Genomic DNA, 14,914 nt, shown 5'->3' with positions numbered 1-14,914 from the left:
GTGGGGGGATAACGCAGCGTGAGACCGGCTGATTAGGCGGCTTATGCCGGTAAGGAGAGCCGTAGGTGCTCGACGAAAGCCTTGGCTGTCGGCGGCAACATGCGGGTATCACGAATGCCGATCTGCAACTGTCGCTCTGCCCAGGGTTCATCGAGCGTGATACCAATGACCGGGATCGACCTTGCGTAGATGTTGATGACGTGGCGGGGAAGGATCGCGACGCCCAGTCGGGAGGACACCAGCTGGCACATGCAGTCGAAGCTGCTGACCCGGATCTTTATCTTCGGGGTGATGTCGAGCTTGTGTGCTTCTCGGGTGATCAAGGCATAGAGGGCGCTTTCGCCATGGGAGGCGATAAGATCATATTGTATGAACTCGGAGAAATGCACGCTCTCCCTATCCGCCATCGGATGGCTGACCGATGCCGCAACTGCCAGCTCGTCACTGCGATAGGGAAAGGTCTCGAGATCCGGTGCCGGGGTATGACTGGCGAAAACGCCGAGATCGGCGTGGCCCTCGGATACTTCACGGACGATGGCGGCTCCGACTCGCTCCTCGATATCCAGCTTGATACCCGGGTATTTGGCAGTGAAAGACTCGATATCCGCAGGCAGGAATTGGGCCAGCGCCGAGGTGGTGGCATGGAGCTTGATGTTGCCCTTGATGCCGCCGGTGTAGTCGTTTAGTTCCTCGTCCATCTGATGCAGGGTCTCGAAGACCCGGCGGGTGTAGGTGAGCATCGACTGACCCGCCGGGGTCAGCTCCACTCCGCGGGAGAAGCGTGTAAACAGGGGTGCCCCGACACGGCTTTCCAGCTCGGCGATGCGCTTGCTGATCGCCGACACCGCCAGGTGGGCTCGCCCGGAAGCCCGTGTCAGGCTCTTTTCCTCGGCGACGCAGAGAAATATCTTCAGGGTGGTCAGGTCGTAGCGCATTGGTGTCTATCCGGGAGTGGGCCAGCGTTGCGAACGCTGAATCTACTATAACCCGACAAGGTTCACGAACGGAGAAGGCAGTGATCCGACGGTCGGTCCCTAAGCAACGATCGCCCATGAGAATGACGTCCACAATGCACAACCGGTCCGATCTCGATGAGTACTGGGCTGAGACGGAACGTTTCACCTTGTAGACCTTTTCGCTTTCGCTTAGTGGCAACAAAGAAACAGTCAATCCATTTGCCGCCGGCCGATCCGCAGGGCGATGAAGGGGGCGATCAGCATCAGGGCGACCAGCCGGAAGAGGTGGTGGAAGGTCACATAGAGCGGGTCCATGTCCAGGGCCACGGCCAGCACCGCCATCTCCGCCATGCCTCCGGGGGCCAGGGCGAGCAGGGCGATGTCGCGCGGCACCCCCAGCCATCGATGTATCAGCTCGGCGAAGACGGCTAGCACCGACAGAGTGAGCAAGGTGGCCACCAGGGCATACCGCCCGTAGGCGAGCAGTTCCCGGACGGAAGTGCCGCTGAAGCGGGTACCGATGGAGCTGCCCAACACCAGCAGCACCGCCCCCATGGCCCACGCCGGCAGCTGCAGGCTGCCGATCCCGCCGACAGAAAGCGCGGCACCGAGGGTCAGCGGCAGGAGCAGAGCGGGGGCGGGTAGGCGCAGGCGATGCCCTAGGGGGACTACGGCCAATAGCAGCAGCAGCCAGGCATCTTGCCAGCCCGGGGTGCCGGCGTCCTCTGCCCGCATGCTGACGCCGCCCTCCAGCACCCAAAATAGCGGCGGCAGTACCAGCAGCACCAGTACCACGCGCAGCGACTGGCCCATGGCGATGCCACGCACGTCGTTGCCGAGCTTCTCCCCCAGCACCACCATGGCCGCCATGCCGCCAGGTAGCGCCGAGAAGAAGGCGGTGGTGGTTTCCAGCCCGCAGCGCCGGTACCAGAGGGTGACAACATAGGTGGCCACCACCACACCGACGGAGAGCAGCAGCAGAGAGAGCGACAGGCTCGGTAGCCGCTCGACCAGCTCGGTGGTGACCTGGCCCCCCAGCACCAGCCCCATTATCCCCAGACACAGCTCGCGAAGTTGACCAGGCATCTTGAGGCGTGCACCGGCCATCGAGGCGACCAGGTTGGCGACCAGCGGGCCAAGCATCCAGGGCAGGGGCAGCGCCAGTAGCTTGAAAAGGAGGCCTCCCAGCACGCCAAGCAGCAGAGCGTGCCCCACCGCCATCATGCCGCCGCGCCGCTGGACGAGCCGCCTCATGGCGCGACCCGCGCATCCTGTCCGCTCGTCGCCAGCGCCTCGGCCACGAAGCCGTTCTCTTTGCGCTCACGCAGAAAGCCCTCCACAACATCGGCCACCCCCTGCCTCGCGCGCGGCAGGGCCATGGCCTGCTCGATCTGGGTGAAGGCGTCCGCTAGCACGCGATAGCCGAGGTGTTCCCGGGCGTAACGCTCGAGGGGCTGGCGCACCCCGGCCGCCGCGTCCAGGTCCTGGTCGACGAACCACTCCACCGCCGCCGCGGAGGTCGGGGCGCGTACTAGGCTGGCCCGTTGCAAGGCGCGGCTAAGGAAAAGGTCGTAGGCGGCGCCTTGTCCCACGGCGATGCGGACGCCGTCGCGATCCAGGTCTTTGACACCGGCGTATGGCGCCTCCTCAGGGACTAGATAGGTGCCCTCGATGAGGACATAGGGATCGGTAAAGCAGATCGTCTCGGCCCGCTTGGGATCCCGGGCCAGGAAGGCCAGGTCCCAGGCCCCCTCCTCCAGTGCGGCCACCACCTTGCCGGCAGCGTCGAAGGGCACCAGGCGCAACGGTATCTCTAGCCAGTCGGCCAGTTCACGGGCCAAGGCCACGGATACCCCGCCCAGCTCGCCGTCGTCAGATCGCTGTGCCAGGACAGGGTTGCCCAGGTTGATGGCGGCCCGGAGCGTTCCTGATGGCGCCAGCAAGCGCGCTGTCTGGTTACTCGGTTGCGTCATGATCTACCTCCGTGTGATGGGATGGGGCGAAATACGACTCAAACGGTCCCGAACCGTGTTCAGCGACGGTGCCTCCCTGCCTCCAGGGTCTTGCGCACTACGAAGGGCAGGATGCCGCCGTGCATCAGGTAGTGGAGCTCCTGGGAGGAGTCGATCCGCAGGTTGAGTTCGACCCGGGTGTCCTCTCCCGTGGGACGGTGGATGCAGAGGGTGGCCGGGTTCTCGCCGATCGCCACCGGCTCTGGGACGGCGATATCGAACCGCTCATCGCCCCGCAGCGACAGCGCCTCGGGGCCGACATCCTCCGGCAACTGCAGCGGCAGCACGCCCATGCCGATCAGGTTGCTGCGATGGATGCGCTCGAAGCTGCCGGCGATCACCGCTCGCACGCCCATCAGGGCCTGGGCCTTGGCGGCCCAGTCGCGGCTCGATCCGGCGCCGTAGTTGATGCCGGCAAAGACCACCAGCGGGATGTCGTGTTCGATATAGCCTTGCACGGCCTCGAATAGCGGGCGCGGCTCACCCCCGTCGAGGGGGCGGGCCCAGACGCCGTCGCCGCTCGGCATGCCGGGCAGGCGGTTGTCGACGCGGCGGTTGGTGAAGGCGCCGCGCAGCATCACCTCATGGTTGCTGCGACGGGTTGAGTACTGATTGAGGTTGGCTGGGTCCTCGCCCATCTCGATCAGGTAGCGCCCCGCCTGGCTGTCCGCAGGAATCGCCCCCGCGGGGGAGATGTGGTCGGTGGTGACGTTGTCGCCCAGTTGCATGATGACCCGGGCGTCGCGGATCGACAGCGTCTCGCGCGGCGCCTCGTCGATGCCCTCCAGGTAGCGCGGCCGCCGCAGGTAGGTGGAGTCGGGCCGCCAGGGGAAGCGCAGGCTGCTCTGGGCATTGAGTTTCTGCCACTGCTCAGTGCCTTCCCAGAGGGTGGCGTTGTGGGCCGCGTACCCCTCGGGGGTGACCACCTTGCGGATCATCGCCTCGACCTCGTCGTCGTGGGGCATCAGGTCGGCGAGATAGACCGGCTGACCAGCCGCATCCTCGGCGAGGGGCTCACGGGTGATGTCCCGGTCCACATCGCCAGCGATGGCGTAGGCCACCACCAGGGCGGGCGACATCAGGTAGCCCGACGAGAGACGCGGATTGACGCGCCCCTGGAAGTTGCGGTTGCCGGAGAGGACCGCGACCCCATCGAGGCCAGCATCGACGCGGGCCTCGACCGCGGGGATCAAGCTCCCGGAGTTGCCGATGCAGGTCATGCAGCCGATGCCCGCCAGCGAGAAGCCCAGGGCATCGAAGTCGTCCTGCAGGCCGGCCCGTTGCAGGTAGTCGGCCACCACACGCGAGCCCGGCGAGAGCGAGGTCTTGACCCAGGGCTTGCGCGTCAGGCCGCGTTGCCGGGCACGACGGGCCAGCAGCCCGGCCTGGATTACCTCGGACGGGTTAGCGGTATTGGTGCAACTAGTGATTGCGGCGATGACGACCGCACCGTGATCCAGGGTGCGGGCCCAGTCGGGAAGGTCGCCTACGCCGGCATGGCTGGAGGCAAGCACCTCGGTGGCGCCTTTGTCGGGGCGGGCGAGCCGACGATAGGAGGCCGGAAGCTCGCTTAGCGGGTGGCGTTGGTGCGGCTGGTGGGGGCCGGCCACGCTGGGCTCGATGCGCGAGAGGTTGATCTCCAGGCAGCGGTCGAAACGTGGCTCGGGCGTGTGGTCGTGGCGCCATAGCCCCTGGGTCTCGAGGTAGGCTGCGACCCGCTGACGCAGGGCGGCAGGTCGCCCGCTGAGGCCGAGGTAGGCCATGGTGATGTCATCGAAGGGGAAGAACACCACCGTCGCGCCATACTCCGGCGCCATGTTGGCCACCGTGGCCCTCGCCGCCAGGTCGAGGCCCGCCAGCCCCGGGCCGCAGAACTCGACGAACTTGCCCACCACCCCCTCCGCCCGCAGTAGCTCGGCGATGTGCAGGGCCAGGTCCATGGCGGTGACCGAGGGACCCAGACGCCCGGTGAGGCGGATGCCAACCACCTCGGGCAGGGTCAGGGTGACCGGCTCGCCGAGCACCGCGGCCTGGCCCTCCAGCCCTCCCACGCCCCAGGCCAGCACCCCCAGAGCATTGATCATCGGCGTATGGCTGTCGGTGGCCACCATGTTGTCAGGATGCAACCAGGCCAGGCCGCCGTCATCGTCCTCGCTGACCCATACCACCTCGGCCAAGGACTCCATGTTGACCTGATGGATGATGCCAGTGCCGGGCGGAACCACGCTGAAGTTGTTCAGGCTGCGCTCCGCCCACCTGAGGAAACGATAGCGTTCGCCGTTGCGATGGAAGTCGATATCCAGGTTGCGGGCAAAGGCATCCGGCGTGTCGAAATGTTCGACGATCACCGAATGGTCGATGGCCAGCACGGCAGGGATGGCGGGATTGATGCGTCGCGGTTCGCCGCCCATCTCGGCCACGGCGTCGCGCATCCCGGCGAAGTCGGCCAGGGCGGGCAGGCAGGTGGTGTCATGGAACATCAGGCGATTGGGAAAGTAGTTGACCTCACCCGCCGCCTCGCGACCAGCGAGGAAGTTCAGGAAGTCCGTCAGGCCCTGGGGGGAACGCCGCGCGATATTCTCCAGCAGTATGCGCAAAGAAAAGGGCATCCTTACGAGCCGTGCCTCGTCGACCAGATCAGCAAGGGCGATGTAACGGTACTCGCTGTCATCGACCGTCAGGGTTCTGGGAGGTGTCTCCTCGGAGTGGGGTATGCTGGGGGGCGTCATTAAATGATCCTGTTGGAAAGGGCAAGACAGGGGCGGATTATCCCAGGATGCTTCTCACGATTTCGGACTTGTCCTTCCTCGCCTTGACCAGATGATTTTCAAGGAAGTCAGCCGCTTGGAGATACTGCCCCTGCTCGAGGAGCGAGATGATATGCAGGTGGTCCTCGCACTCACGCTGCGGTTCACGCCGTGTGGGGTGAACGCTGTATTCGAGCAGACGTCTCAGTCGATTGGCCTTCTGAATGCCTTCGAGCAGGAAAGGGTTCCCGGAGAAGCTCACTATGGCTTCATGGAACTCAACGCCTGCATTGAATATCTGGATCGGTGAGTAACCCTCTTTGGCGTGAAGCAACGCCTGCTGTCTTTCCCTGAGCTTGAGAAGGACCTGGCCATCGGCTCGATAGCCAGGCTCACGCAAGGCGGCGGGCTCGATCAGGGCACGATACCGATAGCACTGCTCGTAGGAGATCGCGGAGGTGAGGAACTCACCGAATTCCCAGCCATAGCCAAGAAGGCGCCGTATCCATCCCTCTTTCTCCATCTGGATGAGCGCCTGCTGGACGTTGGGACGGCTCTCATCGTACTTCCTGACGATATCGGCTTCGGTGAACTGGGCGGGCAGTTCGTCGTGGAGGTGATCACGAGCCAGCAGGTAGCACAGGGGATGAAGCTCGACCCCGATCGAGGCGGCTGAGTGCTCCTGAATCTGCTGGCGTGCGATGTTGGCGTCGCGAAGGAAAAAGCCGCGATTCGGTCGGCGCTCGAGGATGCCCTTCTCCTCGAGGGTCTTGAAGGCGGATCGAGTCAGGGTGCGAGAGACCTTGAGTCTTTCGGAGTAATGGACCTCCCGAAGATGAGAGCCAATTTCCAATCGCTCCTCGACGATAGAGGCGCAGATCTTTCTTGCCAGCACATCGGAGGAGCGACTCCTTCGGGTATCGGCGTTGATGTCGAGTTGTGCGTTATTCATGCGGTAGCTCTCGAATAAGGAGCGATTTTATTTCTAAATTTTATCTTTTTGTTGATAGAAAAACAAACGCTAAGAAGGCCATGGATTATCAAGAGAAGGTGGCACGAGAGGCGGGCCAGCGGCCCACCTTTTATCAAGACATCTTAATCTGCTTTTTGCCGAGGCGACGAAAGAGTTTGACGAGGTAGGGAGATAGTACGACCACGGCAACGGCGCAAGTCAGTATTAGGGATATGGGCCGTTCAATAAAGACCATTAGGCTGCCATCCGAGGCAATCAATGTTTGCAAAAGGGTATTCTCCGCCATGCCTCCCAATACCAGGGCGAGTACCGTGGCGGCAGGTGAATAACCGTACAGTTTCATGGCGAAACCCAGGAGACCACCGATGACCAGCACCCAAGTCTCGATGATGCTGGAGTGCAGCGCATATGTACCCACGACGCACAGGACCACGATGATGGGAATCACTAGGCGGTAGGGGATATCCAGGAACTTGACGAACAGGGGGATTGCGGCAATGCAGAGAATGATCAGGATCATGTTGCCGAGATACATACTAGCAATCAGGCCCCAGACAAACTCAGGGTCGTTGACGATCATCATCGGCCCGGGGCGAAGCCCCCACATCATGAAGGCACCAAGCAGGACGGCGGTGGAGCCTGATCCGGGAATGCCCAGTGAGAGCAACGGCACCATCGAACCTGCCGAGGCTGCGTTGTTGGCACATTCCGGGGCGACCAGGCCGCGCATCTCGCCATGACCGAACTTCTCGGGATCCTTGGCGATTTTCTTCTCGACCGAGTAACCCATGATGGAGCCGAGTGTGCCCCCGGATCCTGGCAGGAGACCGGCGAGGAAACCAATCAGCGAACCACGAACGAAGGTAAACCTAGACTCAGAATAGTCCTTACGAGTCGGCCAAAAATGTTCGCTACGGAAGGAGAGGCGAAGCTTCTTCATTTCGGTCCTGTGCTGGCCGGAATAGATACAATACAGGAGTTCTCCGATACCGAAGATGCCGATGGCAACGGGAACAAAGTAGATGCCACCGATCAGTTCCGGGGAGCCGAAGGTAAAGCGCTGCGATCCGCTGATCACGTCGACACCGACCATGCCCACCGCGAAGCCGATCAGTGCCGAGATGATGCCATTGATCTTGTTTTCCCCCATGACGGTAGCCAGCAGCAGCAGGCCGAAGAGGATGATCAGAAAGAACTCGGATGGACCGAAGGAGGCTGCCAGCTTGGCAAGTGACGGGATCAGCGCGCAGATGAGGATGACGCCGGTGGTTCCACCCACAAAAGAGGCGATCGCCTGCATTACCAGGGCGGGCCCGGCGCGTCCCTGCTTGGCCAGCGGGTAGCCATCCAGCGTCGACGCCACAGTGGCGGATTCGCCTGGCGTGTTGATCAGTATCGAGGTGATGGTTCCTCCATACATGGCCCCGTAGTAGATACCCGCCAGCATGATGATAGCCGTTGTCGGGTCGAGTCCGAAGGTCAAGGGGAGCAGGATGGCGATGCCGGCGGCTGGTCCAAAGCCGGGAAACAGGCCGACGATCATTCCCACGAAGGCCCCGATCAACAAAAACAACAGGTTAAGGGGGGTTACGGCAACCGAGAGGCCCATGCCCAGGTTGCTGAATATATCTGCTATCATGTCAAAATTCTCCAACACAACCTAGTACGGGAAGATGCCGTCAGGGAGCCCCGCGCGAAGCCACACTTCGAAGAGAAGGTAGGTGCCCAATGGGAACAGCACGCTGTATATCGCATTGAACCTTGTCTTCCCGGGGTTGAACTTCCACAGCAAGATAAACATGAAGACAACCATCGAAAGTACAGCGCCAAGCGGCCTGAGCAAGGCAATAAATAGCGCAATGAAAGCTAACGCCCAGACCACATCCCTGGCATACGTCGTTCCCGCTTCATCAGCCTTGGTGTCTGCGTCTTTTACTTCGTCCTCTTCACTCTTGATGCTGGATGCTTGTTTTTCCAACAAGGAATGGTGCGTCTCCCTGGCAGCTGATTGGCGCTCCCTGAAGTCCTTATAGGTGTTGATGGCGGTGAAGGTGACCAGTCCGATACCCACAATTGCCGGAAAAAAACCTGGTCCAGGGCGGCCCGTAGAGGTGAACAGTGATAGCGTGTTGAGTCCATAGGCTAGGAAGAGTATGGAGAAGAAAAGCAGCGAAAGTGAGAACCAGATTCGCATGGGTATGCCTCAGGTATGATGGGGCAAGGGCGTGACCCCTTGCCCATATGTTTATTCAGCAGCCCCGATGTCCTTCAGGGTTTTCTCGAATTGCCCGCTGGTATCTTCAAGGTAGTCGGCGAACTCGTCACCCCAGATGGTGTTGCCGGAAAGGCCATTCTTCTCCAGATAGTCTATCCACTCCTGAGTCTCGACGACGTCCTTGAGGGTTTCGATCCACCACTCCTGTGTCTCCGCATCTACCCCGGCGGGAAGCACCACGCCGCGAGGCAGGGAGAAGGAGAAGTCATAACCCTCTTCCTTGAAAGTGGGCACGTCGGGGTAGATGTCACTCCGCTTGCCTTCGGAATAGGCGAGAGCCTTGAACTCACCCGCTTCAATCTGGCCCGACACCTCGGAGGGGTTCGAGATGATCGCATCGACACTCCCGGAGGTCAGCGACGTGATGACCTGGCCACCATCCGGCGAGGGAACGTATTCGAACTTGATGTCGGCCGACTCCATCAGCAGCCCGGCGACTACTCGGTCGGGACCTGCCGCGCCAATGCCCCCAACTGTCAACCTTTCGGATTTCGCAGCCTCGACGAAGTCATCGATGCTGTCATGGTCGGAATCCTCAGGCACCACGAGGAACATCGCATCGTTCGCCAGCAGTCCAACGGGGGTAAAGTCGGCGTAGTTCCAGTCTGTGTCCGAGACCAGGGGCGTTGCGATGAAGTTGCCACTCGTCGAGGTGACATGGTAGTTGTTGCCTTCATCGTTCTTGACGTGGCTCCAGCCCACGGCACCGCTTCCCCCTTCGCGGTTCTCGACGACGATGTCCTGGTCACCGTATAGGTCGTGTTTGTTGAGGATTTCGACCACGGTGCGCGACATCAGGTCATTGCCACCACCGGGACCGAAGGCGATGGTCCACTTGAGGGTATCCTGCGGGTAGTCGATGTCATCATGTTTATCGGCTACCGCCTGACTCGCGAAGGCCAGGGCAGCGATGGTGGCGACGGGTGTGATCAGCTTGGGCTTGTTCATGAGCTTGCTTCCTTTGTCATTATGACTTGGTCGTGTTCTGGCTCGTGTGCTCTGTCAATGATCTGTTTCGCTGAAGACCTCCTGTTTATGCTCGTATCGGAAATTTGTCTCTGAGATCAGCCAGCTGATCCGCAGAGAGGGTTCTGTATTGGTGGTGGTATACCGACAGGAAGAGCTTGGCAGTGGCCTCGAGCTCCTCGGTGGCATCCACGGCGGCACTCAAGGAACTGCCTGCGACGATAGGGCCATGATGGGCCAGCAGCATGGCGTGATGCTTGCCCGAGAACCGCTTCACTGCCTCCGCGAGCGCCTTGTCTCCAGGCGCGAAGTAAGGCACGAGTGGCAGCTTGCCGACGCGCATGGCGTAATAGGCTGTCAGGGGGGGGATCAGGTCTTCCTCATCCAGCCCTTTCAGCAGGGAAAGGGCAACGGAGCATGTCGAGTGCAAGTGCACGATGGCGTTGCTGGAAGCCCGTTGCTGATAGATTGCCAGATGCAGCGGGGCCTCCTTCGAGGGAGGGTCCCCGGAGATCAGGTTTCCTTCTCTGTCCAGCTTCGATATCTGCTCCGGTTCCAGCCTGCCCATGGACGAGCCGGTGGGGGTCACGAGCCAGCCATCACTGAGCTTGACGCTGATGTTCCCGGTGCTGCCATGGGTCAAGCCGCGATCGAAGAGGGACTTGGCGATAGCAGCTATCTCATGTCGTGCCTGGCGTTCATTCATGGCTAGACTCGATGACTTGAGTGAAGAAGCGCTCGTCCCCGAAGTTTCCCGATTTCAAGGCAAGCGACAGCGGCGGGCCGAAAGTCGATACCGTCCACGGCACCCCGGGGGCAACCTCGGGGCCGATCCTCAACGCCTTGACTTCCAGTGCCTGCAAGACGGCCCCCGAGGTCTCGCCACCGGCGATCACGTACTTATCGATGCCATGCTCATGAACCGCCCTGGCAATACGCGCCAGGGCCGACTCGACGAGCGTCCCGGCGGCCTCCGTGCCGAGGACGGCCTGAACTTGCTTTACGGCACCGGGATCCGCGCTCGCATAGATCAGCACGGATTGCCTGGGCAGATGGTCGAGTGCCCAGGCGATGGCGTCGTTGACCTGGGCATCGCCTTCCGCCAATGAGAGGGGGTCGAGCCGGTAGCCAGGCCGGCTCTCGAGCCAGTGTGCGACCTGCTTGTTGGTCATGGCCGAGCAGCTGCCCGCGAGGATCAGGGTATTGCCTTGGCTCAGAGCGATCCTGCTCGCATCATCGGGGGCCTGGAGCTTGCCCTGCTTGATGAAGTTCAGCGGCAAGCCGCGTGCGATGCCCGACCCCCCGGTGATGAGCCTCAAGTTCGCCGCCGCCTCACCGATGAGGTACAAGTGCTTGGCCGTGGTCGCATCCACGATGGCGTAGCCATCGACATTCCCGGAGAGTGACGTGAACCGTTCTCTCAGGCGGCTGGCTCCTTGGTCGACCATCTCCTGATGGCAGAGATAGACCTCGCGTGCCGTCTGCCTTCCTAGCACCCGCACCAGGTTGGCATCCCGCATCGGGGTGAGTGGATGATCTCGCATGCTGGAGTCGCTGAGCAGTGCGTCGCCGACGAACAGGTGCCCCTTGTAGACGGTTCGCTCGTTCTCGGGGAAAGCCGGACAGGCTATGGTGAACCGGATGTCGAGCGCGTCCATCAGGGCATCCGCGACGGGGCCGATATTGCCTCTGTCGGTGGAGTCGAAAGTGGAGCAGTACTTGTAGAAGAATTGCTCGCAGCCTGCCTCACGCAGGAAACTCAGTGCTTGCAATGACTCCTCGATGGCCCGAGCGCGATCACACGTCCTTGTCTTGAGGGCCACGACTACCGCATCCGCATCGGTATCGATCGGATCAGAGGGAACTCCCAGGCACTGGATAGTGCGCATCCCACCCTGGACCAAGGTGCTCGCCAGGTCGGTCCCTCCGGTGAAGTCATCGGCGATACAGCCCAATAGAGGCTTTTTCATTGCATTCTCCGTTCCACTGTCGGCGCTCCAGGAGTCACTCGCCCCGGTTTAGCGTTTTGCCTCCAACCGTTTCGCCACCTCTTCGGCGAAGCCCTGGCAACCCATGTCGCCCCCAAGATCTGCCGTGCGCGTTTGGGGATTCTCCAGCACCGCGTCAACGGCTCGGGTCATGGCCGCAGCGGCTTCGATCAGCTTGTCCTCCTCACGCTTCTCGCCGAGCCAGTGGATGAGCATGGCGACGGAGAGGATCATCGAGGTCGGGTTGGCCTTGTCCTTACCCTGGAGGTCGGGGGCCGAGCCATGTTGTGCCTGGGCGCAACAGGCGACGTCGCTTGCCATCATCGATCCCGCCAGACCGAGACTGCCGCTCAATTCGCTGGCCAGGTCGCTGATGATGTCCCCGTAGAAGTTGGTAGCCACGATCACGTCGAATTGCTCGGGATTGCGCACCAGGTGTGCGGTAGAGGCATCAATCAGCAGATCGTCGACCTCCACCTCGGGAAACTCCTTGGCGATATCTGCCACCGCTTCCAGGAACAGGCCATCGGTCATATGGAAGCTGTTGGCCTTGTGAATCGCCGTGACCTTTTTGCGGCGTTGCATGGCCAGCTCGAAGGCGCGTCGGGCGATACGCTCGCTGCAGTGGCGTGTGATCTTGCGCGTCGACAGGGCCATGTCTGGAGAAGGCATGACCTCACCCCAGCCCCGAGTCATGTTCCGATCGGGATAGAAACCCTCCGTCGCCTCGCGCATGATCACCAAATCCATGCTTTTGCCTGGCTTCATGTTGGACTCGAGGAAAGGGCGGGTGCGTGCAGGCCTCACGTTGGCATACAGGTCGAGGCCGATTCGAAATCCCGCCGACACATTGCGACCACCCTTTTCTGGAGCGGGGTAGTCGGCGTGTGACTGGGTGCCGAGGATGATTCCGTCGTATTTCCTGGCTTTTTCCAGAACCTCGTCGCGCAAGGTGATGCCATGTTTTTCGAGGCTGGAGAAACCTACATCGTCATAGTCGTATTCCAGGCCAAGAGAGAAGAGCGCGTCTGCCTTCTCCAGAACCGTCATCGATGCTTGGACGATTTCCGGACCAATTCCATCGCATGGCAGTACAAGAAGCTTCATTACAATTCATTCCTTTTTGTAAGGTTTACATGGATCCGTGACTTGTCGTGGATTCCATCAGGAGAGGGCTGGCCGCATTGTCTTTGTTAGTGTGTATGTACAATCCTGGGTGTGTCGCGGCTGTCTGTCAATGTACTTCTGATCAAAAAAGATCAATATATGACTATACTTTGGTCGCAGGCAGGGCGGGTTGTCACAACAGGAAATGCTTTCAACATCTTGTTTAGGGGGTATTTATCGAGACATGTTAAGGCGTGGTTAAGGTTAGAAAAAATGAATATAAAGGGCCGTGCCGTGCATGGCTCATCACATCACGTTAGCGGAGGCTCGGGCCGCATCTGGTCACCCTGCTTGTGCTCGGGTGCGCCGAAAGGCAACGGCGGAGGATGTCTCCGTTACCTATCCCTGGCGCAGCGGGCCGAGCAAGGGAGGGGCATGGGGGACGGTCAAGGTGAACGCATTATTTCTAGTGTGTGCTCGAGGATCGACTGGAGGGCCATGCAAGGTGGTCAGGCGGTATTGTGCCGACGTCGTCGACCTTTTTTCAGGCAGCTTGCGGGAATTGCTTTCGCAAGAAAACGACGGCACTTTCCGGGCTGGATAACACGCCCTTGTGGATGGCCTGTTCGACCAGGAGCTTGGCTGAGGCGGTGGAGAAGTGTGCCAGCATATAGACGTCGCACTCGGGCATTCTCGACGCCGCCTGGGCCACCAGCCGATCGTGTTGCTCGGTATCGCCCATATCCAGGGCCCGACGCCCTTTCTCGACCAGCGAGGTCTCTAGCACGGCATCCGCTCTGCCCAGCTGCCGTTTCATCGTCTCGAACTCTTCTACCATACCTTGCAGCGCCGGCTTGAAAGTGGCCACCATTCCGATCCTTGTGCCCTGTTCCAGGGCCAGGCGAAACATCGCCTCATTGGGCTTCAAGATTGGGATCCGATGCTTGCCGGCTACTTTTTCGATGGCTTGCCCGAAGGCCGAGCATGTGAACAGGATCCCGTCTGCATGACAGTCCATGACATAGCGAGAGAGTGAATCTATACGCCGGTCGAAAAAGGCCTCGTCATCGTGGATTCGGTTGCGATCCTTCGATAATGAGTCATCTAGAAGATTCATCAGCTCGGCATCTGGCCACATGTTGCCGAACGCACGATGGATCGGCTCGATGGCAAGGGGGGTAGCATGGATCAAGGCAATCTTTGTCATGGGGCTCTCGGGTAAAGAGTCGGGTCAGGATAATGCCGTTTCGCTTACCAAAATGCCGTCCTCGTCACTGTACAGATAGTGGCCGGGAACGAAGCAAACGTTACCGAAGGACACGGGGATATCCACCCAGCCTTCGCCCTTCTTGCTGGTCTTCTGTGGGTTGGTACCGAGTGCCTTGATCCCCAAGGGGATGCCCTGGATGGTCTTGGCATCACGGATGGCCCCGTTGATGACCACCCCCGACCAGCCGTGTTGATGGGCCAGCTTCGCGATGTTGTCGCCCATCACGGCGGCACCGAGATACCCCCCGGCATCGACGACCAGTACCTCGCCGTTGGCATCTTCCTGCAACGTTTGCTTGATCAACATGTTGTCATTGACGCAGCGCACCGTCCTGATGCGTCCCGCGAAGCTTGTTATCGCCCCGAACTGTTGGAATTGGAGCATGCAACTCGTGACATGGGCAGCATGCGTGTCATATAAATCGGCGGTAACGACCATTATTGTTTATTCCTATTGGAAAGTACAATAAGGAGCATACTTCTTAACTCCTATCGGCGCAAGACTACAGATATCTATGTTGCTTTGGGTGCCTGCTTAGTCGAATAGCGAAACCCTTTAGGCTTTAGCCTATTCGGTTACGAAGTCTGCCCAATCCTACATCATCGCTCGTCGCTTCTCGA

13 protein-coding genes are annotated in these 14,914 nt (G+C 60.6%); all 13 read right to left on the bottom strand.

Annotated elements, in window-relative coordinates; all coding sequences use genetic code 11:
- Nucleotides 1-41: 41 nt before the first annotated feature.
- Entirely contained in the window at nt 42-935 is an 894-nt protein-coding gene (locus ACOJCM_RS02965) for a LysR family transcriptional regulator (protein ID WP_445210577.1), read from the bottom strand.
- 231 nt (nt 936-1,166) lie between these two features.
- Entirely contained in the window at nt 1,167-2,210 is a 1,044-nt protein-coding gene (locus ACOJCM_RS02960) for an AbrB family transcriptional regulator (protein WP_445210576.1), read from the bottom strand.
- Nucleotides 2,207-2,929, bottom strand: coding sequence for a transporter substrate-binding domain-containing protein (locus ACOJCM_RS02955; RefSeq protein ID WP_445210575.1), 723 nt, complete (start codon nt 2,927-2,929; stop codon nt 2,207-2,209). The genes ACOJCM_RS02960 and ACOJCM_RS02955 overlap by 4 nt, the downstream gene beginning before the upstream one ends.
- A 59-nt stretch (nt 2,930-2,988) precedes the next feature.
- The gene (gene acnA / locus ACOJCM_RS02950; protein ID WP_445210574.1) at nt 2,989-5,697 is read right to left on the bottom strand and encodes an aconitate hydratase AcnA; all 2,709 of its coding nucleotides are present in this window, start codon (nt 5,695-5,697) and stop codon (nt 2,989-2,991) included.
- Nucleotides 5,698-5,734: 37 nt separating this feature from the next.
- A complete protein-coding gene (locus ACOJCM_RS02945) occupies nt 5,735-6,667 on the bottom strand; it encodes an FCD domain-containing protein (RefSeq protein WP_445210573.1) in 933 nt (310 codons plus the stop codon).
- Nucleotides 6,668-6,800: 133 nt separating this feature from the next.
- Nucleotides 6,801-8,327, bottom strand: coding sequence for a tripartite tricarboxylate transporter permease (locus ACOJCM_RS02940; RefSeq protein WP_445210572.1), 1,527 nt, complete (start codon nt 8,325-8,327; stop codon nt 6,801-6,803).
- A 21-nt stretch (nt 8,328-8,348) separates the two neighbouring features.
- On the bottom strand, nt 8,349-8,882 hold the full coding sequence (locus tag ACOJCM_RS02935; protein ID WP_445210571.1) for a tripartite tricarboxylate transporter TctB family protein: 534 nt from the start codon (nt 8,880-8,882) through the stop codon (nt 8,349-8,351).
- Nucleotides 8,883-8,933: 51 nt separating this feature from the next.
- Nucleotides 8,934-9,911 carry a Bug family tripartite tricarboxylate transporter substrate binding protein gene (locus ACOJCM_RS02930; protein WP_445210570.1) on the bottom strand — a complete coding sequence of 326 codons (978 nt, stop codon included), beginning with the start codon at nt 9,909-9,911 and terminating at the stop codon, nt 8,934-8,936.
- Nucleotides 9,912-9,996: 85 nt separating this feature from the next.
- Nucleotides 9,997-10,635 carry a 3-oxo-tetronate 4-phosphate decarboxylase gene (gene otnC, locus ACOJCM_RS02925; protein ID WP_445210569.1) on the bottom strand — a complete coding sequence of 213 codons (639 nt, stop codon included), beginning with the start codon at nt 10,633-10,635 and terminating at the stop codon, nt 9,997-9,999.
- Nucleotides 10,628-11,899 carry a 3-oxo-tetronate kinase gene (gene otnK / locus ACOJCM_RS02920; protein WP_445210568.1) on the bottom strand — a complete coding sequence of 424 codons (1,272 nt, stop codon included), beginning with the start codon at nt 11,897-11,899 and terminating at the stop codon, nt 10,628-10,630. The genes otnC and otnK overlap by 8 nt, the downstream gene beginning before the upstream one ends.
- Before the next feature lie 48 nt (nt 11,900-11,947).
- Nucleotides 11,948-13,024 carry an isocitrate/isopropylmalate dehydrogenase family protein gene (locus ACOJCM_RS02915; protein WP_445210567.1) on the bottom strand — a complete coding sequence of 359 codons (1,077 nt, stop codon included), beginning with the start codon at nt 13,022-13,024 and terminating at the stop codon, nt 11,948-11,950.
- 544 nt (nt 13,025-13,568) lie between these two features.
- Nucleotides 13,569-14,231, bottom strand: coding sequence for an aspartate/glutamate racemase family protein (locus ACOJCM_RS02910; protein ID WP_445210566.1), 663 nt, complete (start codon nt 14,229-14,231; stop codon nt 13,569-13,571).
- Between the two features lie 24 nt (nt 14,232-14,255).
- Complete coding sequence (rraA, locus tag ACOJCM_RS02905) at nt 14,256-14,732, bottom strand: ribonuclease E activity regulator RraA (RefSeq protein WP_445210565.1); 477 nt, start codon at nt 14,730-14,732, stop codon at nt 14,256-14,258.
- Nucleotides 14,733-14,914 lie beyond the last annotated feature (182 nt).

The organism is Billgrantia hypersalina (assembly GCF_052584175.1).
This window is presented reverse-complemented; position numbering and strand designations above follow the sequence as displayed.